At 73.0% G+C, this 18,642-nt stretch carries 20 protein-coding genes; 12 read left to right on the forward strand and 8 right to left on the reverse strand.

Annotation, left to right across the window (positions count from 1 at the left end):
* Positions 1 to 5 precede the first annotated feature (5 nt).
* Genes tsaB through G7063_RS03390 form a run of 3 tightly spaced genes read left to right on the forward strand, consistent with a single transcriptional unit; the run spans position 6 to position 2,238 of the window.
* Positions 6 to 719, forward strand: a complete 714-nt coding sequence (tsaB, locus tag G7063_RS03380) for a tRNA (adenosine(37)-N6)-threonylcarbamoyltransferase complex dimerization subunit type 1 TsaB (RefSeq protein ID WP_166413132.1) — start codon at positions 6 to 8, stop codon at positions 717 to 719.
* A 29-nt stretch (positions 720 to 748) separates the two neighbouring features.
* Positions 749 to 1,345 (forward strand): ribosomal protein S18-alanine N-acetyltransferase, encoded by a 597-nt coding sequence (gene rimI, locus G7063_RS03385; RefSeq protein ID WP_166413133.1) that lies wholly within the window; start codon positions 749 to 751, stop codon positions 1,343 to 1,345.
* Positions 1,346 to 1,356: 11 nt separating this feature from the next.
* Positions 1,357 to 2,238 (forward strand): sulfurtransferase, encoded by an 882-nt coding sequence (locus tag G7063_RS03390; RefSeq protein WP_166413134.1) that lies wholly within the window; start codon positions 1,357 to 1,359, stop codon positions 2,236 to 2,238.
* Between the two features lie 91 nt (positions 2,239 to 2,329).
* Here the strand turns inward: G7063_RS03390 and G7063_RS03395 are convergent, their stop codons facing one another.
* Positions 2,330 to 2,959 carry a malonic semialdehyde reductase gene (locus G7063_RS03395; RefSeq protein WP_166413135.1) on the reverse strand — a complete coding sequence of 210 codons (630 nt, stop codon included), beginning with the start codon at positions 2,957 to 2,959 and terminating at the stop codon, positions 2,330 to 2,332.
* A 92-nt stretch (positions 2,960 to 3,051) separates the two neighbouring features.
* Here G7063_RS03395 and tsaD point away from each other — a divergent pair, with 92 nt between their 5' ends.
* Positions 3,052 to 4,095 (forward strand): tRNA (adenosine(37)-N6)-threonylcarbamoyltransferase complex transferase subunit TsaD, encoded by a 1,044-nt coding sequence (gene tsaD / locus G7063_RS03400; protein ID WP_166413136.1) that lies wholly within the window; start codon positions 3,052 to 3,054, stop codon positions 4,093 to 4,095.
* Positions 4,096 to 4,230: 135 nt separating this feature from the next.
* On the opposite strand, the gene G7063_RS03405 is transcribed toward tsaD, so the two are convergent.
* Complete coding sequence (locus G7063_RS03405; protein WP_166413137.1) at positions 4,231 to 5,367, reverse strand: glutamate--cysteine ligase; 1,137 nt, start codon at positions 5,365 to 5,367, stop codon at positions 4,231 to 4,233.
* 1 nt (position 5,368) lies between these two features.
* A complete protein-coding gene (locus G7063_RS03410) occupies positions 5,369 to 6,622 on the reverse strand; it encodes a class I SAM-dependent methyltransferase (RefSeq protein WP_166413138.1) in 1,254 nt (417 codons plus the stop codon).
* 368 nt (positions 6,623 to 6,990) lie between these two features.
* Here G7063_RS03410 and G7063_RS03415 point away from each other — a divergent pair, with 368 nt between their 5' ends.
* The 3 genes from G7063_RS03415 (at position 6,991) to G7063_RS03425 (ending at position 9,091) form a co-directional block, all read left to right on the forward strand.
* Entirely contained in the window at positions 6,991 to 7,800 is an 810-nt protein-coding gene (locus G7063_RS03415) for a magnesium transporter (RefSeq protein WP_166413139.1), read from the forward strand.
* Between the two features lie 215 nt (positions 7,801 to 8,015).
* Positions 8,016 to 8,312, forward strand: a complete 297-nt coding sequence (groES, locus tag G7063_RS03420) for a co-chaperone GroES (protein WP_166413140.1) — start codon at positions 8,016 to 8,018, stop codon at positions 8,310 to 8,312.
* A gap of 110 nt (positions 8,313 to 8,422) precedes the next feature.
* Positions 8,423 to 9,091, forward strand: a complete 669-nt coding sequence (locus G7063_RS03425; RefSeq protein WP_166413141.1) for a GNAT family N-acetyltransferase — start codon at positions 8,423 to 8,425, stop codon at positions 9,089 to 9,091.
* A gap of 112 nt (positions 9,092 to 9,203) precedes the next feature.
* Here G7063_RS03425 and G7063_RS03430 read toward each other — a convergent pair whose 3' ends face one another.
* Positions 9,204 to 9,497 carry a WhiB family transcriptional regulator gene (locus G7063_RS03430; RefSeq protein ID WP_166413142.1) on the reverse strand — a complete coding sequence of 98 codons (294 nt, stop codon included), beginning with the start codon at positions 9,495 to 9,497 and terminating at the stop codon, positions 9,204 to 9,206.
* A 275-nt stretch (positions 9,498 to 9,772) separates the two neighbouring features.
* Here G7063_RS03430 and G7063_RS03435 point away from each other — a divergent pair, with 275 nt between their 5' ends.
* The 3 genes from G7063_RS03435 to G7063_RS03445 all read left to right on the forward strand — a co-directional run bounded on the left by G7063_RS03435 (position 9,773) and on the right by G7063_RS03445 (position 13,397).
* A complete protein-coding gene (locus G7063_RS03435) occupies positions 9,773 to 10,855 on the forward strand; it encodes a MerR family transcriptional regulator (RefSeq protein ID WP_206188201.1) in 1,083 nt (360 codons plus the stop codon).
* A 99-nt stretch (positions 10,856 to 10,954) separates the two neighbouring features.
* Positions 10,955 to 12,454: an IMP dehydrogenase gene (gene guaB, locus G7063_RS03440; RefSeq protein WP_166415176.1), complete on the forward strand. Its 1,500-nt coding sequence runs from the start codon at positions 10,955 to 10,957 to the stop codon at positions 12,452 to 12,454.
* 25 nt (positions 12,455 to 12,479) lie between these two features.
* Complete coding sequence (locus tag G7063_RS03445) at positions 12,480 to 13,397, forward strand: pseudouridine synthase (protein ID WP_240916169.1); 918 nt, start codon at positions 12,480 to 12,482, stop codon at positions 13,395 to 13,397.
* Between the two features lie 4 nt (positions 13,398 to 13,401).
* Here the strand turns inward: G7063_RS03445 and G7063_RS03450 are convergent, their stop codons facing one another.
* The gene (locus tag G7063_RS03450) at positions 13,402 to 14,166 is read right to left on the reverse strand and encodes a hypothetical protein (RefSeq protein ID WP_166413143.1); all 765 of its coding nucleotides are present in this window, start codon (positions 14,164 to 14,166) and stop codon (positions 13,402 to 13,404) included.
* A 133-nt stretch (positions 14,167 to 14,299) separates the two neighbouring features.
* Here G7063_RS03450 and G7063_RS03455 point away from each other — a divergent pair, with 133 nt between their 5' ends.
* Together G7063_RS03455 and G7063_RS03460 are read left to right on the forward strand one after the other, a co-directional pair.
* Positions 14,300 to 15,154, forward strand: coding sequence for a GPP34 family phosphoprotein (locus tag G7063_RS03455; protein ID WP_166413144.1), 855 nt, complete (start codon positions 14,300 to 14,302; stop codon positions 15,152 to 15,154).
* Positions 15,155 to 15,209: 55 nt separating this feature from the next.
* Positions 15,210 to 15,869 (forward strand): bifunctional 2-polyprenyl-6-hydroxyphenol methylase/3-demethylubiquinol 3-O-methyltransferase UbiG, encoded by a 660-nt coding sequence (locus G7063_RS03460; protein WP_166413145.1) that lies wholly within the window; start codon positions 15,210 to 15,212, stop codon positions 15,867 to 15,869.
* Between the two features lie 97 nt (positions 15,870 to 15,966).
* Here the strand turns inward: G7063_RS03460 and G7063_RS03465 are convergent, their stop codons facing one another.
* The 3 genes from G7063_RS03465 to G7063_RS03475 all read right to left on the reverse strand — a co-directional run bounded on the left by G7063_RS03465 (position 15,967) and on the right by G7063_RS03475 (position 18,388).
* Positions 15,967 to 17,121: an SGNH/GDSL hydrolase family protein gene (locus G7063_RS03465; protein ID WP_166413146.1), complete on the reverse strand. Its 1,155-nt coding sequence runs from the start codon at positions 17,119 to 17,121 to the stop codon at positions 15,967 to 15,969.
* Complete coding sequence (locus G7063_RS03470; protein WP_166413147.1) at positions 17,118 to 17,492, reverse strand: TfoX/Sxy family protein; 375 nt, start codon at positions 17,490 to 17,492, stop codon at positions 17,118 to 17,120. Before G7063_RS03470 ends, G7063_RS03465 begins: the two co-directional genes overlap by 4 nt.
* A gap of 107 nt (positions 17,493 to 17,599) precedes the next feature.
* On the reverse strand, positions 17,600 to 18,388 hold the full coding sequence (locus tag G7063_RS03475; protein WP_370520732.1) for an exonuclease domain-containing protein: 789 nt from the start codon (positions 18,386 to 18,388) through the stop codon (positions 17,600 to 17,602).
* Between the last annotated feature and the right edge of the window lie 254 nt (positions 18,389 to 18,642).

Raw genomic sequence — 18,642 nt, forward strand, 5'->3', positions numbered from 1 at the left:
GCACCATGCCCTCGCAGCTCGTCCTCAGCATCGACACGTCGGTCGCCGTCGCGGTCGCGCTCACGCGCGCCGACGGGACGGTCCTCGCCGAGCGTGCCTCCGACGCCGCGCGCCTCCAGGCGGAGCGGCTCGCGCCGCTGCTCGCCGAGGTCCTCGCCGAGTCCGGGGCCTCGCCCCGGGACGTCGCCGAGGTCGTCGTCGGCACGGGGCCCGCTCCCTTCACGGGCCTGCGCGTCGGGCTCGTCTCCGCACAGACGTTCGCGCTCGCGATCGACGCCCCCGTGCACGGCGTGTGCTCGCTCGACGCGCTCGCGGTCCAGGCCGCCGCGGTGCTCGGGCTCGAGCCCGGCACGTCGGTCCTCGTGACGACGGACGCCAAGCGGCGCGAGGTCTACTGGGGTCGCTACACGGTCGGTGTCGACGCCGCGGCGCTCGTGCGCACGGCCGGCCCGGGCGTCGCGACGCCCGCCATGCTCGTCGAGGACGGCACGACCGCGGGCGCGGTCGTCGTCGGCCCCGGGGTCGCCCTCTACGGCGACGTGCTTGCGGCCGGTGCGGCCGCGCTCCACGCGGACGCCGTCTCCCAGCCCGAGCCTGCCGTCCTCGTGCGTCTCGCGGCGGCTGCTGCTGCGCGGGGCGACGACCTCGACCCTGCGCCCCTCTACCTGCGCCGTCCCGACGCCCAGGTGCCGGGCGCGAGCAAGCGGGCGACCGGATGAGCGACGTGACGCCCCCGGACGATCTCGAGATGACGATCGACCTCAACGCGCAGCGTGAGGTCGTCGAGGCCGCGTACGCGGAGCACGACGCCGCGGTGTCGGCTGCGCGCGTGCGACCCGAGATCGCCGCGGACAGCCCCATCGCCGAGGGTTACCACCTGCGGCCCCTCGCGTGGGCCGACATCACGCGCGTCGCGGCGCTCGAGGTCGAGCTCTTCGGCCCGAGCGCCTGGACGATGGGCATGCTCACCGAGGAGCTGCGCGGCCGCGGCCGCTGGTACGTCGCGGCCCAGCCCGACGGCCAGGGCGTGCCCGCGCCGCTCGTCGGCTACGCGGGGCTGTGGTTCGACGGCGACAGCTGCCACCTCATGACGATCGGCGTCGACCCGCGCGTCGCGGGCCACGGCCTCGGCGGAGCGATGCTCGACGCGCTCATCGAGCGCGCACGCGAGATCGACGCGATCTCCCTGCTCCTCGAGGTCGCCGTCGACAACGAGCGGGCGATCGCGATGTACTCCTCGCGAGGCTTCACGACGATCGGGCTGCGCAAGCGGTACTACCAGCCCGAGGACGTCGACGCCTACACGATGCAGCTTCCGCTCCGCGACGGGGCGGCCGGTTCCTGACGGAGGTCCACATGTCCGTGCGTGACGAGGTTTTTGTCGGCCCTGCGGCCCTGCGCGGCCTCATCGACTCTGCGCGGCCGGTCGTGCTGCTCGACGTACGGTGGGCGCTCGGGCGGGCTGACGGGCACGAGCGGTACGTCGCGGGCCACGTTCCGGGGGCGGTGTACGTCGACCTCGACACCGAGCTCGCCGCGGCGCCGTCGGCAGCCGAGGGACGCCACCCGCTGCCCGCGCTCGAGGACCTCGAGGCGTCGGCCCGGCGGTGGGGGATCTCCGCGGGCTCGACCGTCGTCGTGTACGACGACGCGGGCGGCACGAGCGCCGCGCGCGCCTGGTGGCTGCTGCGCTGGGCCGGTGTCGCGGACGTGCGGATCCTCGACGGTGGCCTGCCGGCGTGGACCGCGACGGGCGGCGGGCTCGAGACGGGCGACCGCCGCGCCGAACGCGGCACGATCGTCCTGCGAGGCGGGCAGATGTCCGTGACGGACGCCGAGGGCACGGGGGCCCTCGCGGTGGACCGCGGCGCGGGTGTCGTGCTCGACGCGCGCGCGGGCGAGCGCTTCCGTGGCGAGGTCGAGCCCGTCGACCCGCGGGCGGGCCACGTGCCGGGCGCGGTGAGCGCGCCGACCGCGGAGAACCTCGGGGCCGACGGCCGCTTCCTCGGCGAGGCGGCGCTGCGGGCGCGCTTCGAGGGCCTCGGCGTCGACGTCGCCGCGTGGCAGCCGGGCGACCCGCGCCCCAACCTGCCCGTCGTCGTCTACTGCGGCTCGGGCGTCACGGCTGCGCACCAGGTGGCGGCGCTCGCGAGCGTCGGGGTGTCCGCGACCCTCTTCCCGGGATCCTGGTCGCAGTGGTCGAGCGACCCGGCGCGCGAGGTCGCGACGGGCGACTGACGCTCCACCACGGATTCTCACGAACGACGACGGCCCGGCACCCCGCGTGGGGTGCCGGGCCGTCGAGCGTGCGGCGGGTCGTGCGCAGGCGTCAGAGGACGCGCGAGACCTCGTGTGCCTCGAGGCGCGCGGCGCGCGGGCGCGTCGCACCCTCGGCGTCCGCGACGGCGTGGCCGACGTTGACGAGGAACAGCGACTTCCACGCCGTGCCCGCGAGGAGGTCGGCGTCGAGAGCCGCGCTGTCGGCGATGCCCATGGGGCCGACCTGGAGGCCCGCGGCGCGCAGGGCGGTGATGAAGTAGCCGGCCTGGAGGGCGGCGTTCATGCGGCCCATGGACTCGCTGAGCTCAGGCTGGGACGCGAAGTGCGCGCCGACGCCCGGGGCGTGAGGGGTGAGCCTGTCCATGTGCACGTGGAAGTCCACGTCCGCTGCGAGGACGAGGGTCACGGGGGCCGCCTGGATGCCCGCGTGGTTGCCCTCCATCGTGTACGCGTTCAGGCGGTCCTTCGCCTCCGAACCACGGACGACGAGGTAGCGCAGCGGCGAGATGTTCATCGCGGACGGTCCCCACCGCATGAGGTCGTAGGCCGCGGCGATGTGCTCGTCCGTGACCTCCTCGTCGGTGAATCGCTTGACGGTGCGGGCCTCGCGGAACAGGAGGTCCGCGGTCGCGTCGTCGATCGACAGGGTCGTGGCGTCGGAGTCGAGCATGGTGGTCATGGAGGGGTGAACGCGCCGGAGGTCTTGGGATCTTCCCGGATCTCCCCGGCCGTGAGGCAGGTCACGTCCGTGCGCGCCGTATCCTGGAAGGCATGAGCGAACCCCTCGTCCTTGGCATCGAGACGTCCTGCGACGAGACGGGGGTGGCCCTCGTGAGGGGCCGCGAGCTGCTGTTCGACGCCGTCGCGTCGTCGATGGACGAGCACGCGCGCTTCGGCGGGATCATCCCGGAGATCGCGTCGCGGGCGCACCTCGAGGCCATGGTCCCGACGATCCGCCGGGCGCTCGAGCAGGCGGACGTCGACCTCGCGGACGTCGACGCGGTCGCGGTGACCGCAGGGCCCGGGCTCCAGGGCCCGCTGACGATCGGCGCCTCGGCCGCGAAGGCGCTCTCGGTCGCGCTCGGCAAGCCTCTCTACGGCGTCAACCACGTCATCGGGCACGCGGCCGTCGACGAGCTCGTCCACGGCGCGTTCCCCGAGCGGGCCATGGCGCTCGTCGTCTCGGGCGGTCACTCCTCGCTGCTGCTCGTCGACGACATCGCGACGAAGGTCACCGAGCTCGGCTCGACGCTCGACGACGCCGCGGGGGAGGCCTTCGACAAGGTCGGCCGCCTGCTCGGCCTGCCCTACCCGGGCGGCCCGCACATCGACCGTCTCGCGCGCGAGGGCGACCCGACCGCGATCCGCTTCCCGCGTGCGCTCACGCTGCCGAAGGACCAGGCGGACCACGCGTACGACTTCTCGTTCTCAGGCCTCAAGACCGCCGTCGCGCGCTGGGTCGAGGCCCGGCGCGACGCGGGCGAGGAGATCCCGCTCCACGACGTCGCGGCATCGTTCGCGGCCGCCGTGGCCGACGTCCTCACGGCGAAGACGATCCGCGCGTGCGAGCTGCACGGGGTCGACACGCTCGTCGTCGGCGGAGGATTCTCCGCGAACTCCCAGCTGCGCGACATGGCGGCGGAGCGGTGCGCCGAGGCCGGCATCACGCTGCGCATCCCGCCGATCCGCTACTGCACGGACAACGGCGCGATGATCGCGGCGCTCGGCTCGGCGCTCGTGCGTGCGGACGTCGCGCCGTCGAGCCTCGACATCCCCGTCGACTCGTCGATGGCGCTCACGGTCACGCACGTCTGAACCACCCTCCATTCCCGACGGATTGACGCTTTCCCCCCATTCGATGGGGGGAAAGCGTCAATCCGTCGGGAAGAGGGGGAGCGGAGGGACTGGCGTGGACGGACGGGGACGCGTCGATCCGTCGGGAGGGGTGGGTCAGAGGGGGCGTCCTGCGCGGAGCTCGGCGACGAGGTTCTCGACGACCGGGCCCAGCTCGCCCCCGTTGCGTCGCGCGACGGCGCGCTGCCGCTGGTAGCCCGCCCCCTTGCGGAGGATCGTGCGCACGTGGTCGAGCTCGTCGAGGCAGCCGAGCCGCGCCGCCGTCGGCTCGAGCTCGTGGAGCAGGCGGGCCACGGCGTCGCGCACGAGCTCCTCCTCCCCGTCGCGGTCGAGGATGAGGATCGCGTCCATGCCGTAGCGCGCCGAGCGCCACTTGTTCTCCTGCGCGAACCACGGTGGCAGCGTCGGGATCTCCTTGCCCTCGTCGAGCAACGTCGAGAGGTGCTCGACGAGGCAGTGCGTGAGCGCGGCGAGCGCGAGCACCTCGGTGATGTTCGACGTGCCGTCGGAGATCCGCGTCTCGAGCGTGCCGAAGCGGGGGGAGGGGCGCAGGTCCCAGCGGACCTCGTCGAACGCGTCGATGACGCCCGTGCGCACCATGTCGTCGACGTAGCCCTCGAGCTCGTCCCACTGCTCGAACTGGAACGGCAGCCCGGCCGTCGGCAGCTGCTGGAACATGAGCGCACGGTTCGACGCGTAGCCGGTGTCCTTGCCGCCCCAGAACGGGCTCGACGCGGACAGGGCCTGCAGGTGGCCGAAGTACGCGAGCATGCCGCGCGCGATGGGCAGGACCTTGGAACGGTCCTCGATGCCCACGTGGACGTGGACGCCGTAGATGAGCATCTGCCTGCCCCACCACTGCGTGCGGTCGATGAGCGTCGCGTAGCGCTGCTTGTCCGTGACCTTCTGCTGCGCCCACCGCGCGAACGGGTGCGTGCCGGCGCACATGAGCTCGACGCGCAGCGGGTCGGTCACCGTGCGGATCTCCTCGATCGCGCGCTCGAGGTCGTCGCCCGCGGCGCGCACGGTGCGGTTGACGCCCGAGACGACCTCGACGGTGTTGAGGAGGAGCTCCTGGCGGATGTGCGGGTGCTGGCCGCCGCCTGCGGGTTCGACGGCGTCGAGCACGGTCTGCGCGACCTGGCGCAGGTCGCCCGAGTCCTTGTCGACTAGCGCGAGCTCCCACTCGATGCCGACGGTCGAGCGCTCGGAGGGTGCGAACGGCAGGTGCATGTCAGTGCTCCGTCCCGGACGTGGCAGGGGTGAGGGGTTCGACGACGAGGACCGACTGGGCTCCTGCGATGCGCGTGAGGACGATGTGCCCCTCGTGCGGGCCGTGGAGCGCGAGCTGCTTGCGGAGCTGCTCGGGGACGACGGCCGTGCCGCGCTTCTTGATCGTCAGGCGGCCGACGCCGCGCTCGCGGAGGTACGCCTTGAGGCGCTTGAGCGAGAACGGCAGCGTGTCGAGGACGCGGTAGCCGGTCGCGATCGTCGCCTCGCCCGCGGCGCGGGCGTCGGCCCAGTCCTGCGGGACGGCGTCGGTCGTCACGTACGCGATCGTCGGGTCGAGGAGGCGTCCACCGAGCTCGCGGGCCGCGGTCGCGACGCGGCCGGCCCGGACGACGGCGCCGTCGGGCTCGAAGAGGTACGCACCGACGGGGCCGACCTCGACGTCGTCGTCGGACAGGACCGGGGCGAGCGAGCGAGCGCTCACGGAACCGTCGGGGCGCGTGCGCAGCACGAGCGCCGAGCGACCGGGCGCCTCGGCGAGCGGGCCGAACCAGAGGCCGGCCTCGAGCACGTGCCCGTCGAGCGAGACCCACTGCGCCTCTGCGTCGTCGGGGATGCCTGCGTGCGGGATGCCGGGGCCCACCTTGATGCCGACCGCGGGGACCGTCGAGCGCAGGTGCCACACGTCGTCGAGCGGCGGAGCGTACGCGCGCGGGTCGAGGATGCGCGTGCCCGTCCCCGTGCGGCGGGCGGGGTCGGCGTAGACGCCGTCGACACCCTCGGCCGCGAGGTCGAGCGCGAGGCCGTCGCCCAGGCGGACCTCGGCCTCGGGGAAGTGGCGGAGGTTGACGGTCGCGAGGGCCGCCGTCTCCTCGTCGCGGTCGACAGCGAGGACGCGCAGGCCCGAGGCCGCGAACGTCATGGAGTCCGCTCCGAGCCCGCACGTGAGGTCGGCGACCTTCGTGACGCCCGCAGCGAGGAATCGCTGCGCGTGGCGCGCAGCGACCGGCAGACGCGTCGCCTGCTCGAGGCCGTCGGGCGTGAAGAGCATGCCGTCCGCGAACTCGCCGAACTTGTCCCGGGCCTTCGTGCGCAGACGCGACTGCGTGAGGACCGCGGCGACGAGCGCGGGGTCGACGCCCGCGGCGCGGAGCTTCTCCGAGACCTGCATCGCCGTCTCCTCGTGGTACGGCGGCATGGCCTGCAACAGCTCCCACCCGTCGGGCTGGAGCAGGAGTGAGAGGGCGGTGCGGTCCATGCGTGAATCCTTCCACGCCCCGTGGGCCGCGGCGACGGGCACCCGTGGCGGACACGCCCGTCGCGGCCCCGGACCTGGCCGTTCGAGGGCGGATCGCCTAGGGTGCGAGGTGCCCGCGCCGTGCGGGCCGTGCAGCCCGACCCGAGGAGGTGACCGTCGTGGAGCCCCCCAGCCATTCTCCGTCCCGAGCGACGGCCCGTCCTCGTGCGCTGACCACGCGCTCCTTCTGAGCGCCCGGACGCACCGACCCCGTCGTCGCCTCGTGCGTGCCCGGCACCTGCCGCGCGCCACGACGGGCGTCCTCGACGCCCCGCCCACGAACCCGTATCCGGGCGCCGCCGTGCGCCCGGACGAGGAGAGGCGGACGCATGCGTACCGAGTCCTTCATCCCCAGCACGACCCTTGTCAGCCCTGCCACCACTGCCGATCCGGCCGAGGTCACGACGCGCGCGGAGACCGCGCTCCTGGACCTGCTTGCCGACCCGGGTACCCGCGTCGGCGTCGTGGGGCCCGACGGCAGCCGCACCGACGTGCTCGTCGCAGACCTGCGCGCCGCGATGTCCGTGGCCGCCGATGCCGAGGCGACCGAGGACGCCGACCGTCAGGGCGGCTCGTCCCCGCTCGACGTGCCCTACCTCGAGGCGTCGCCGTGGCTCCTGTGGCGGCGGCGCGTCGGCTGGCTCGCCGTGCTCTTCGTCGCCGAGATGTGCACGGGCTCGGTGCTGCGGCACTTCGAGGACGAGCTTGCGACCGTCGTCGCGCTGACGTTCTTCATCCCGCTGCTCATCGGGACGGGAGGGAACACCGGGACCCAGGTGACGACGACGCTCGTGCGCGCGATGGCGCTCGGGGAGGTGCGGGCGCGGCACGTGCTCGCGGTCGTCCGCAAGGAGATGACGACGGGCGTGCTGCTCGCGGCGTGCATCGCGGGCCTCGCGTGGGTGCGCGCGCTCGTGCTCGGCGTTGGTGGGGAGGTTGCGCTCACGGTCTCGGTCGCGATCGTGCTCATCGTCCTGTGGTCGGTGCTCCTGGCCTCGACGCTGCCTTTCGTGCTGCGGAGGTTCGGCGTCGACCCGGCTGTCGTCTCCGGGCCGCTCATCACGACGCTCGTCGACGGCACGGGCCTCGTCATCTACCTGTCCGTCGCGAGCGTGCTCGTCACGCAGCTCGGCGGCTGAACGGGGTGCGTCGCGCCTCGGTGTTCCGCCCGTGGCGGACAGCCCTGGGCGTGCTGGCACTCATGTTGACCGAGTGCTAACCCGGGCCTAGATTTGGGGGTGGAACATCTCCTCGCGAGATGGGACGAGGACTCGGTGCGACCCCCGCGACGGCGCCCGGCAGTCCCCGTCCACGCCCACCTATCCGTAGCCACAACGTGAAGGGGAGGTCCGACGTGTCGGTCCCCATCAAGCCGCTCGAGGACAAGATCGTCATCAAGGCGATCGAGGCCGAGACGACCACCGCCTCCGGTCTGTTCATCCCGGACACCGCCAAGGAGAAGCCGCAGGAGGGCGAGGTCCTCGCTGTCGGCCCCGGCCGTGTCGACGACAAGGGCAACCGCATCCCGCTCGACGTCGCCGTGGGTGACAAGGTCATCTACTCCAAGTACGGCGGCACCGAGGTCAAGTACGCGGGCGAGGAGTACCTCGTGCTCTCCGTGCGCGACATCCTCGCCGTTGTCGCCGGCTGACACCAGCCCCGCGACGCCGGAACCCCGCCGCCCCTCCTGGGGCGGCGGGGTTCCGTCATACCCGGACAAAAGTCCGTGCGTCGCCGAGGCCGCGCGGGTAGCGTTCCGGCATGACGACGACACCGCTCACCGAGGCCTGGCCGATCGCCGCGCTCCGCGTCATCGAGGGGGATCTCGAGCTGCGCTTCGCGGACGACGAGCTCCTGCTGCAGCTCGCCGACCTTGCCGTCCGCGGCGTGCACGCGCCCGACGCGATGCCCTTCCTCGTGCCGTGGACGCAGGCGGAGCCCGACGCGCTGCGGCGCGGACTGCTCGCCTACCACTGGGGCGCGCGGGCCGCGCTCGCCCCCGACGCCTGGAACCTCGAGCTGGCGGTGCTCGTCGGCGGCGAGCTCGTCGGCATGCAGTCGATCTTCGCGAAGCACTTCCCTGTCCGCCGGACCGTCGCGTCGGGCTCGTGGCTCGGGCTCGAGCACCAGGGCAGGGGGATCGGCACGCGCATGCGACGCGCGGTGGTCCACCTCGCGTTCGAGGGCCTCGGCGCCGAGGACGTGACGTCGGAGGCGTTCGTCGACAACCCGCGCTCGCAGCGCGTGAGCGAGAAGGTCGGCTACGTCGACAACGGCGTGCACCGTGCGTCCCGGGGCGACGAGGTCGTCGAGTCGCGTCGCTTCCGGCTCACGCGCACCGCGTGGCTCGCGGCCGAGCGGCCGGCCGTCGAGCTGCAGGGGATCGAGGGCGTGCGGCGGCAGCTCGGGATCGAGCCGGCCCGAGACTGATCACTGGCGCCCACGCCCACGGCCGCGTCGACCCGACCGTGCGGGCCGCTGCGCCCCGGACGCGACGAACCCCGCAGCCCGTCGAGGGCTGCGGGGTCCGTCGATGCTGGTGTCAGACGGCCTGCGCGCGGCGCGGGTCGGCAAGGATCGCAGCGCGGTCGTCCTCGGAGAGGCCGCCCCAGACGCCGTAGGGCTCGCGGATGCGGAGCGCCTGCTCACGGCACTGCTGGAGAACGGGGCACGAGTGGCAGATGGCCTTCGCCGCCTCGGCGCGACGGCGGCGGGCGCTGCCGCGCTCACCCTCCGGGTGGAAGAAGAGCGTGTCGTCGGCGTCGCGACAGTTCCCCTGGTACTGCCACTCCCACAGGTCCATCACGGGTCCGGGAAGGCGCGAGATCTCGGTCATGTTCGGTTGCTCCTCGTTGCAGGCCTGCGAGGTGGCCTGCGTCCCCTCGGCACGGATCTTGATCTCCCCCTCGGAGGACCTGTGCGCTGCATGAACGCTACAACTTGGTCAGAACTTGTTCAAGTCCCGTCCGTGCAACGCTTTGCGCGCGGGCACCGGCCCCAATCGCGCCGACGACGCGATGTCGGCGCGGTTGCGCGTGCCCGTGCCCGGTGCAAGCCGGGCGAGGCGGGCCCCGGTTGGCGCGGTTGCGCGACGCTGGGCAGAATCGAGCCATGACCAGTGAGCGAGACGTCGCCGACGACGCCCTCGGCGTCCCCGACGCGCCAGTCGAGCTTGCTGCCGTCCGGGCGGCGAACCCGGGGGTCGCGGTGGCCGTCGTCGCCAAGCGTCTCGGTGTCGCGCCCGCGACGCTCCGGACGTGGGACCGCCGCTACGGGCTCGGGCCGTCCGAGCGCTCTGCCGGCTCCCACCGCCGCTACACGCGCGACGACGTCCTGCGGCTCCTCGTCATGCAGCGGCTGACGATCGAGGGCGTCGCCCCGGCCGATGCGGCCCGTGCTGCGCTCGAGGCCGACCTCGAGGTCGAGCGCGCCAACCGCGACAAGGCCGTCATCGAGCAGGAAGAGGCGCGGCGACGCGCCGAGCACTCGGGCGGCCCCGGGCAGCCCGAGCCCCGCGTCGTCCACTTCGCGCCGCGCGCGGACGCTGCCCCCGCGCAGGTGGGACCCTCCGACGTCGTCGAGGCTGCGCTGACCTTCGACGAGGGGCGACTCGCGGAGCTGCTCGCGATCGGCGCGTCGGACGACATCCTCACGTGGTGGACGAACCTCGTCGTCCCCGCGTTCGCCAAGCTCTCCGAGCGGACCGTCCTCGCCAAGCCAGGAGAGTCGTTCCTCCCGCCGCTCGTCGCCGCAGGGCTGCGCGCGCTGCGCGACCGGCAGGCCGCGCACGAGCACGAGTTCGGCACGCCGCACCCGAGCCAGATGCGCCGCATCGTGCTCGTCTTCATCCCGCAGGACGAGCCGCACCCGCTCGCCGCGCACACGCTCGCCTCCGCGCTCACGGCACGCGGCGTCATGGCGAGGGTCGTCGTCGGGCGCACCGACGCGCACCGTGTCCAGGAGATCGTCGCGATGGTCCGCCCCGTCGCGGTCGCGCTCGTCGCGCTCAACCCGTCGCCCGATCTCGGGATCGTCGAGAACCTTCACGCGAACGAGCCCGAGCTGCCGATCTTCGTCGGTCTCGCGGACGACGCCACGGCCGCCAACGTGCCGCTCGCCGCGAACGTCCAGCGTGTGCGCTCCTTCTCCGGCCTGTTCTACGAGGTGCAGGCGTTCGCGTCTCGCCTGTCCTGAGCCCTGCCTCACGGGCCGCTCAGGAGACGGACGTCACCGCGCGCCCCGGTCCCCGGGACGTACCATGACCGGGTGACCGAGCCTGCCTTCCTCGCCGACATGCCGAACCCGTTCGCCTTCGAAGGACTGACGTACGACGACGTCCTGCTCCTTCCCAACGAGACCGACGTCATCCCGTCGGAGGTCGACACGACCGCGCGCCTCACGCGCGAGATCACGATGCGCATCCCGCTGCTCTCGGCAGCGATGGACACCGTCACAGAGTCGCGCATGGCGATCGCCATGGCGCGCCAGGGCGGCATCGGCATCATCCACCGCAACCTGTCCATCGCCGACCAGGCGAAGAACGTCGACCTCGTCAAGCGGTCCGAGTCCGGCATGATCACCGACCCCGTGACGGTCGGCCCCGACGCGACGCTCGCCGAGCTCGACGCGCTGTGCGGCCAGTACCGCGTCTCGGGCCTGCCGGTCGTCGACGGCGACCGTCGCCTCGTCGGCATCATCACGAACCGCGACCTGCGCTTCGTGCCCCCGGCGGACTTCAGCGCCCGCAAGGTGCACGAGGTCATGACGCCCATGCCGCTCGTCACCGGCCCCGTCGGCATCTCGCGCGAGGACGCCGCGGCGCTGCTCGGCAAGAACCGCATCGAGAAGCTTCCGCTCGTCGACGCCGACGGTCGTCTGCAGGGCCTCATCACGGTGAAGGACTTCGTCAAGACGGAGCAGTACCCGGACGCGACGAAGGACGGCGAGGGTCGTCTGCGCGTCGGTGCCGCGATCGGCTTCTTCGGCGACGCGATGGACCGCGCGGGCGCCCTGCGCGACGCGGGCGTCGACGTGCTCGTCGCGGACACCGCGAACGGTCACGCACGTCTCCTGCTCGAGATGATCGCGAAGCTCAAGAAGGACCCGTACTTCAAGGACGTCCAGCTCATCGGCGGCAACGTCGCGACGCGTGCAGGCGCGCAGGCGCTCGTCGACGCCGGCATCGACGCCGTCAAGGTCGGCGTCGGCCCGGGCTCGATCTGCACGACGCGCGTCGTCGCGGGCGTCGGCGTCCCGCAGGTCACCGCGATCTACGAGGCGTCGCTCGCCTGCCGCCCCGCGGGCGTGCCGGTCATCGGCGACGGCGGCCTGCAGTACTCGGGCGACATCGCCAAGGCGCTCGTCGCGGGTGCGGAGACCGTCATGCTCGGCTCGCTGCTCGCGGGCTGCGACGAGTCGCCCGGCGACCTCGTCTTCGTCAACGGCAAGCAGTACAAGCTCTACCGCGGCATGGGCTCGATCGGCGCCATGGCGTCGCGCGGCAAGAAGGTCTCGTACTCGAAGGACCGCTACTTCCAGGCGGACGTCGCCTCCGACGACAAGATCGTGCCCGAGGGCATCGAGGGTCAGGTGCCCTACCGCGGCCCGCTCGGTGCCGTCGCGCACCAGCTCGTCGGCGGCCTGCACCAGTCGATGTTCTACGTCGGCGCGCACACCATCCCGCAGCTCCAGCAGCGCGGCAAGTTCGTGCGCATCACGGCGGCGGGGCTCAAGGAGTCCCACCCGCACGACATCCAGATGACGGTCGAGGCCCCGAACTACACGGGTCGCTGATGCGTCGCCTGCACGCGGGGCGCGCGTGAGCCGGCGAGGCCGGCGACCGGCGCCCCTGCCCGTGCGGGACGGGCTGAACCCCACGCGCCTCGCGCTGCCGCGCGAGGAGGCGTGGGGTTCGCTCGTCTCCTACCTCGAAGCGCGCTTCCCGGGCGACGCCGAGCGCCTGCGCGAGCAGGTGGGCGCGGGCGAGGTCGTCGACGAGCTCGGCCGGCCGTACACGCTCACCTCTCCGTACCCCGGGGGAGGCCTCGCGTTCCTCTACCGGGACGTCGCTCCCGAGGCTCCCGTGCCGTTCGAGTCCGAGGTGCTCCACCGCGACGAGCACCTCGTCGTCGTCGACAAGCCGCACTTCCTCGCGGTGACACCGCGCGGGGCGTGGGTGACGGAGACTGTCCTCACGCGGCTGCGACGCTCGCTCGGGATGCCCGGGCTCTCGCCCGCGCACCGGCTCGACCGGCCGACGGCAGGCGTCCTCGTCCTCACGACGCGGCCCGAGGAGCGCGGCGCCTACCAGGAGCTCTTCGCGCGCAGGCAGGTCGCAAAGGTCTACGAGGCGGTCGTCACGCTGCCCCCAGGGCTCGAGCTGCCGACGACGGTGCGCTCACGGATCGTCAAGCAGCACGGCGTCCACCAGGCCGTGACTGTGCCGGGCGACGACAACGCGGTGACGCACGTGTCGCTCATGCGCCCGCTCCCGGGCGGGCGCGCGCTCGTGCAGCTCCGACCCGAGACGGGGCGGACGCACCAGCTGCGGGTGCACCTCGCGGGGCTCGGTGCGCCGATCGTCGGCGACCGTCTCTACCCGGTCGAGCGCGAGGTCGCACCCGACGACTACTCCGACCCGCTGCAGCTGCTCGCGCGCTCGATCGCCTTCGACGACCCGTTGACGGGGGAGCGGCGGGAGTTCACGTCGCGGCGGACGCTGACTGCTGCTGGCTGAGGGCTCAGCCGAGGTGAGCCGGGATGTCGAAGCCCGCGGCCTCGATCGTGGCGTTGAAGTCGTAGGCCTCGGAGTCGCTGAGAGCGTTCTTGCCATACATGAGCCAGACGTCGACGACCGTCGGCTCGGCCGGTCCGCCCCGTCCCGGTTCCGCGCTCTGGATCTCGTGCCAGGCCACGCCGCCCGCCTGCTCGACGATCGACCCGAACGTCGAGGCGTCGACGTAGAGGCGCGGGTGCTCGGGCCTGTCGCGGAGGGTCGACTCCATCTCGGACTCGAGCGGCTGGACGAAGAGCTTCCTGGGCGACGTGCCGTCGCCGTCCGTGAGGTCGGGGACGAGCAGCGTCACGGGGCCGTCGACGTCGGCCGTCACAGCGACCGGTCCGTCGGCGCGGAACGCGCCGTCGAAGAGTGCCCCGGCGTCCTCCGTGAGGCCTTGGACCTCCCACGTGCGGCCCTCGGTGTCCGTCACCGCGACGGGGAAGCGGTAGCGCGTCGACCACGAGAGGAGGTCCCACCCGCCGTCGACGTACTTCTGCCGGAGGATGTCGGGGTCCCCGATGCGCAGCGGGCCCGCGCCGTCCGGGTGGTGCTCGTTGCGCGAGCCGATCTCGAAGCTCACGCCCAGCTGGCCGATCGACGGGTCGGGCGTCGGCGTCTGGTCGTCCTTGCCCAGGTTGAGCTGGAGCGAGCAGGCTGCGAGGCCGAGGCTCGCGACGAGGAGCGTCATGGCGAGGCCGCGGCGCCGACGGTGCGGGCGTGTCGTCATCGATGTCCACCTCGTCAGACTCGTCGGGAAGCGTTCCCATGCTAGTGGCCGCGACTGTTCCGCGACAGTGCCGTGCGCATTGAGGTGCGCAGCGCGGCGCGACCAGCGAGGTGCGCTCCGTTACCGTCGGATCGTGATCCCCGCCGAGCTGCTGCCGCTCCTCCTCGTCGACCCCGGCTCGGGGCGCGTCGAGCGGACGATGCTCGACGTCGAGCGCATGGTCGCGGCGGCCGTGCTCGTCGACCTCGTCGCGCGCGACGCCCTGAGGGTCGTCCTCGACCCGTGGGGCCGACCGATCGTCCTCGCAGGCGACGTCGTCGCGACGGGGGACGAGCTGCTCGACACGGCTGCCTCCCGCGTGCGCGTCGACGTGCCGCTCGTGCCGGCCGACGCGATCCGTGCGATCGACCCCTTCGTGCTCGACGAGAATCCGCGTGATCGCGACGCGGCTCCCGGAGGGCTCGACGGGTCGCTCGTCCAGGTGCTCGGGACGCGGCTCGCGGCGCTCGGGCTCGTCGGGCGGCCGCGCGTCGACAGGTCGATCCTCGCGACGCTCGCGACGCTCGCGTGGACCTCGGCCGACCCGGCAGTTCCCGGGCGGCACCGGGCCGACCTGCGGGCGACCGTGCTGTCCGGGCGTGCGCCGACGCTGTTCGAGCGGATCCTCCTCGTCGCGCTGTGGTCAGGTCGCGCGGAGGAGTTGATCGCGGAGTCCCCGGCCGACGCCAGCGAGGTGTCCGTGCGGGTCGCGGCCCTCGTCGGCGGCGACCCCGTGGCCGTGCAGCTGCGCTGGTGCTTCGAGCAGAAGCAGGCGCTGCCGTGGGACGACGCCGAGTACCGGATCGTCCTCGGCGGGCGTGGGCACTCGAGGATGCGCTTCCGGGGGATCGCCGTCGGGCCGCAGGTGACGCCGTACCCCGTGCGGCCGGGCGCGCCGCGTCCCGAGGGGCCGCGCCTCAGCGGGTGGGACGGGGCCGGGCAGGGCTGACGCGGGATAGTGGGCGGACTTGCGGCCGGGCGTCGTGGTCGCGCACGCTGGCGGCATGAGCGACGCACACGGTCACGGAACCCACGGTCACGGGCACGACGAGCGGCCCCCGGCGGAGTTCTGGGAGGCGCAGTACGCCGAGAGCGGGCGTCGCTGGTCGGGCAAGGTCAACGCGTCGACCGCCATCGTCGTGCAGGATCTCGAGCCCGGCAGGTCGCTCGATCTCGGGTGTGGCGAGGGCGGTGACGTCGCGTGGTGCGCACGGCACGGGTGGGACGCGACGGGCGTCGACATCTCGCCGACCGCCGTCGCGCGCGGCGCCGAGGCCGCTGCGGCGGAGGGGCTCGACGCGCGCTTCATCGTCGGGGACCTCGCGACATGGGAGCCCGACGGCACCTTCGAGCTCGTCACCGCAAGCTTCCTGCAGTCGCCCGTCGAGCTCTCGCGCGGCGCCATCCTGCGTCGCATCGCGCAGCACGTCGTGCCGGGCGGGCGGCTCGTCGTCGTCGCGCACGCGGCGCCGCCGCCGTGGATGTCGGCCGAGCACGCGGGCCACAGGGAGTTCCCGACGCCTGAGTCCGAGATCGCCGAGATCGGTCTCGTCGACGACGGCTGGACGGTCGAGGTCGCCGAGGTGCGCCGGCGTGCGGCCGTCGGGCCGGACGGAACCGAGGCCGAGCTCGACGACTCCGTCGTGGTGCTGCGGCGGGACTGATCGCGGGGCCGACCTGACCCTGCTGGCCTCTGCTGGGCGATCGGTTCGTTGCGTCGCGGCACCCAGCTGGGGTGCCCCGACGCAACAAGACCGGCGCTCAGCCCGCGAACGGGCCCTCGGCGAAGACCGCGTGGGCGAAGCGATCGCCGACGAAGCGGTGGGTGTCGGCGTCGGGGTGGAGGCTGTCGCGCAGGGGGTGCGCGGCCTCGTCGGCCGCGCCGTAGAGCGTGAGCCCGTCGAGCAGGAACAGGTGCGGGTCGCCCGCCTGGCGCTCGGTGACGAGGCGGGTCGTCTCCGCACGGATCGTCTCGAGCGTGAGACGTCCGGCGGGGACCTCGGCGGGGTCGCCGACGGCCTTGAACGCGAGCCGGCCCTCGGCGAGCGCCTCGGTGTCGAACGCGCCCGGACCGGGCGTCGCCTCATGGATGGCGCAGTGCAGGGGCGTGACGACGAGCAGCGGCGTGGTGGGGTGGCCGTCGCGGATCGTGTCGAGGAATCCGTGCATGCCCGCGCGGAACGCGCGCAGCCGCATGAGGTCGGAGTTGATGAGGTTGATGCCGAGCGACACGGAGATGAGGTCGGCCGGGGTGTCGCGCATGGTGCGCGCGACGAAGGGGTCGAGCAGCGCGGCGCCGCCGAAGCCGAGGTTCTGCAGCTCGACGCCGCCGCGCCGGGCGGCGACCGCAGCCCACGTGCCCGTCGGGCGGGCAGCGTTGGAGCCCTGGCTGATCGACGAGCCGTGGTGCAGCCAGCGGCGACCTGCCGAGGCCGGCGGCTCGACAGGGGCGTTCGCGCTCACCTCGACGATCTCGACAGTCTCGTTGAACGGCAGCCAGATCTCGACGTCCTTGGCGTAGGCCGGCAGGCCGTCGAACGTCACGACGAGGTCGTCGCCCGGGATGAGGGTCGGGATGCCGGTCGCCATGTCGAGCTCGGTCGTCGTGCCGCCGCTCGTGCGCCGTCGGGCGACGACCTCGCCGTCGACGACGAGGTCGATGCTGCCGTCCGGCCGTGCGGGAGCGCCCGCGTACGTGACGCGCGTGCGGTGGGCCGTGAGCGTCACCGAGGTTGCGGCGGTGCGCAGGGCGATCCGCACGCCCGCGCCCTGGGCCTCGACCATCGAGAGCTGCGGGTCCGCGGCCTGCGCGAGCGCCCACGCGGGCAGGCGGTGGGGCGCGACGCCGCGCGCGGTGGGCTCGAGGCGCAGGGCGCCGCGGACGTGCTCGAGCGTGAGGGGGACGGTGTGGCTCATGCGGGTTCGGTTCTCGTTCCGGGTCGGTCGGTGGGGAGGCGGGACTCGACATACGTGCAGGCCTCGGCGAGGATCACGGGCCATGCGTCGAGGTGCGTCTGGGGCACGGCGATCCACTCGCGCATGACACGGCCGCGCATCTCCATGCGCGCGCCGGTGTCGGAGTCCTCGAGCTCGGTCGCGCGCTGCTCGGTCACCTTGACGACGAGGTCGCCAGCTGTCGAGACGAACGCGAACATCTTGCCGCGCACACGGGCGCCGTGGGAGCCGAACATCGGTGCGACGTCGACGTCGCCGCGCGCGAGGAGCGGGGGCAGCAGGTCGTCGAGCAGCGCGCGGCCGTGCTCACGTTCCGGGCGTGCTGTGCTCATCGTTGCGACCTCCGCCGAAGGGACCTGCGGTGCGAGAGACCGGGGTCGTCGGCCCTCTCGCGCAGCGTACGCCGCGGCGCGTGGCGGCCCTGCGGCAGAAGCGGGTGCTACCGCTCGTCGACGAGCCACTCGAGGCCGGCGCCCGGGCCCTCGAGGCCCTTGGACGCGCGCCACGCATTGAAGCTCGCGGCCCACTCGCGGTGGGCCTCCTGCTGGAAGCCGTGGAGGTCGCGCAGCGACATCTCGCCGAGCGCGGGGTGGCGCTCGACCATCGCGGCGAGGACGTCGAGGGTCGCGATGACGTCGACGTCCGCCGTGTGGAGGGCGACCGCGTCGTCGACGCCGTAGACGCCGCACAGGTCGACGAGCTTGCGCTTGCCCTTGCGCCACCGGTCGACCTTGCGGTCGATGACGAGCGGGTCGATGACCCCGACGACGGGGCCGTCGAGGCGGTCGGCGAGCGTCGGCAGGCCGTGGCGGACGAGCTCGGCCTCGAGGATCGAGACGTCGAACGTCGCGTTGAACGCGACGAGGGGAACGCCCGCGCGCAGGTCGGCGGCGATGCGCGCAGCGATCTCCTCGAGGGCGACCCACGGGGAGACGCCGTGCTCGCGTGCGTGCTCGGTCGTGATGCCGTGGATCGCGGACGCGGCCTCCGGGATGGGGACGCCCGGGTCGATGAGCCACGTGTCGACCGTCGTCCCGCGCAGCGGGTCGCGGCGCACGAGCGCCGCCGTGACGATCCTGTCGGACGACGTGCTCACGCCCGTCGTCTCGGTGTCGAAGCCGAGCAGGGGGCCCGAGGCCCACGAGTCGGAAAAGAGGTCGGGTGCTGCGTCGCGGTTCACATCAGTCATGATCGCCCGTTCGTCGTCGGTTCCGAGCGTGGTGCTCACGCTCGGGACGATCCTTGCAGGTGCGTCGGACATTGGTGGGCCGCAGCGCGGGAACGTCCTGGACCCGTTGGGCGCATCGTGCCCCCGAGAACTTCTCGCAGCGTAAAGAACAAGGATTCTTTACGCGAGAGTTGGGCTGCGAAAGGGTTGCGTGACGGAAGAACCTTGATTCACGGCGCCAGCAAGGAGCCGCAGACCAAGGAGGACACCGTGAGCACGACCACCTTCACCCCCCGGAGCACCACCGCCGACGG

Source organism: Sanguibacter sp. HDW7, assembly GCF_011300875.1.
In the GTDB taxonomy this organism is placed as follows: domain Bacteria; phylum Actinomycetota; class Actinomycetes; order Actinomycetales; family Cellulomonadaceae; genus Flavimobilis.

Bases quoted from the DNA above. Each gene is read 5' to 3' on its own strand.
- tsaB (WP_166413132.1), top strand. From the start codon at position 6: ATGCCCTCGCAGCTCGTCCTCAGCATCGACACGTCGGTCGCCGTCGCG.
- rimI (WP_166413133.1), top strand. From the start codon at position 749: ATGACGATCGACCTCAACGCGCAGCGTGAGGTCGTCGAGGCCGCGTAC.
- G7063_RS03390 (WP_166413134.1), top strand. From the start codon at position 1,357: ATGTCCGTGCGTGACGAGGTTTTTGTCGGCCCTGCGGCCCTGCGCGGC.
- G7063_RS03395 (WP_166413135.1), bottom strand. From the start codon at position 2,959: ATGACCACCATGCTCGACTCCGACGCCACGACCCTGTCGATCGACGAC.
- tsaD (WP_166413136.1), top strand. From the start codon at position 3,052: ATGAGCGAACCCCTCGTCCTTGGCATCGAGACGTCCTGCGACGAGACG.
- G7063_RS03405 (WP_166413137.1), bottom strand. From the start codon at position 5,367: ATGCACCTGCCGTTCGCACCCTCCGAGCGCTCGACCGTCGGCATCGAG.
- G7063_RS03410 (WP_166413138.1), bottom strand. From the start codon at position 6,622: ATGGACCGCACCGCCCTCTCACTCCTGCTCCAGCCCGACGGGTGGGAG.
- G7063_RS03415 (WP_166413139.1), top strand. From the start codon at position 6,991: ATGCGTACCGAGTCCTTCATCCCCAGCACGACCCTTGTCAGCCCTGCC.
- G7063_RS03425 (WP_166413141.1), top strand. From the start codon at position 8,423: ATGACGACGACACCGCTCACCGAGGCCTGGCCGATCGCCGCGCTCCGC.
- G7063_RS03430 (WP_166413142.1), bottom strand. From the start codon at position 9,497: ATGACCGAGATCTCGCGCCTTCCCGGACCCGTGATGGACCTGTGGGAG.
- G7063_RS03435 (WP_206188201.1), top strand. From the start codon at position 9,773: ATGACCAGTGAGCGAGACGTCGCCGACGACGCCCTCGGCGTCCCCGAC.
- guaB (WP_166415176.1), top strand. From the start codon at position 10,955: ATGCCGAACCCGTTCGCCTTCGAAGGACTGACGTACGACGACGTCCTG.
- G7063_RS03450 (WP_166413143.1), bottom strand. From the start codon at position 14,166: ATGACGACACGCCCGCACCGTCGGCGCCGCGGCCTCGCCATGACGCTC.
- G7063_RS03460 (WP_166413145.1), top strand. From the start codon at position 15,210: ATGAGCGACGCACACGGTCACGGAACCCACGGTCACGGGCACGACGAG.
- G7063_RS03465 (WP_166413146.1), bottom strand. From the start codon at position 17,121: ATGAGCCACACCGTCCCCCTCACGCTCGAGCACGTCCGCGGCGCCCTG.
- G7063_RS03470 (WP_166413147.1), bottom strand. From the start codon at position 17,492: ATGAGCACAGCACGCCCGGAACGTGAGCACGGCCGCGCGCTGCTCGAC.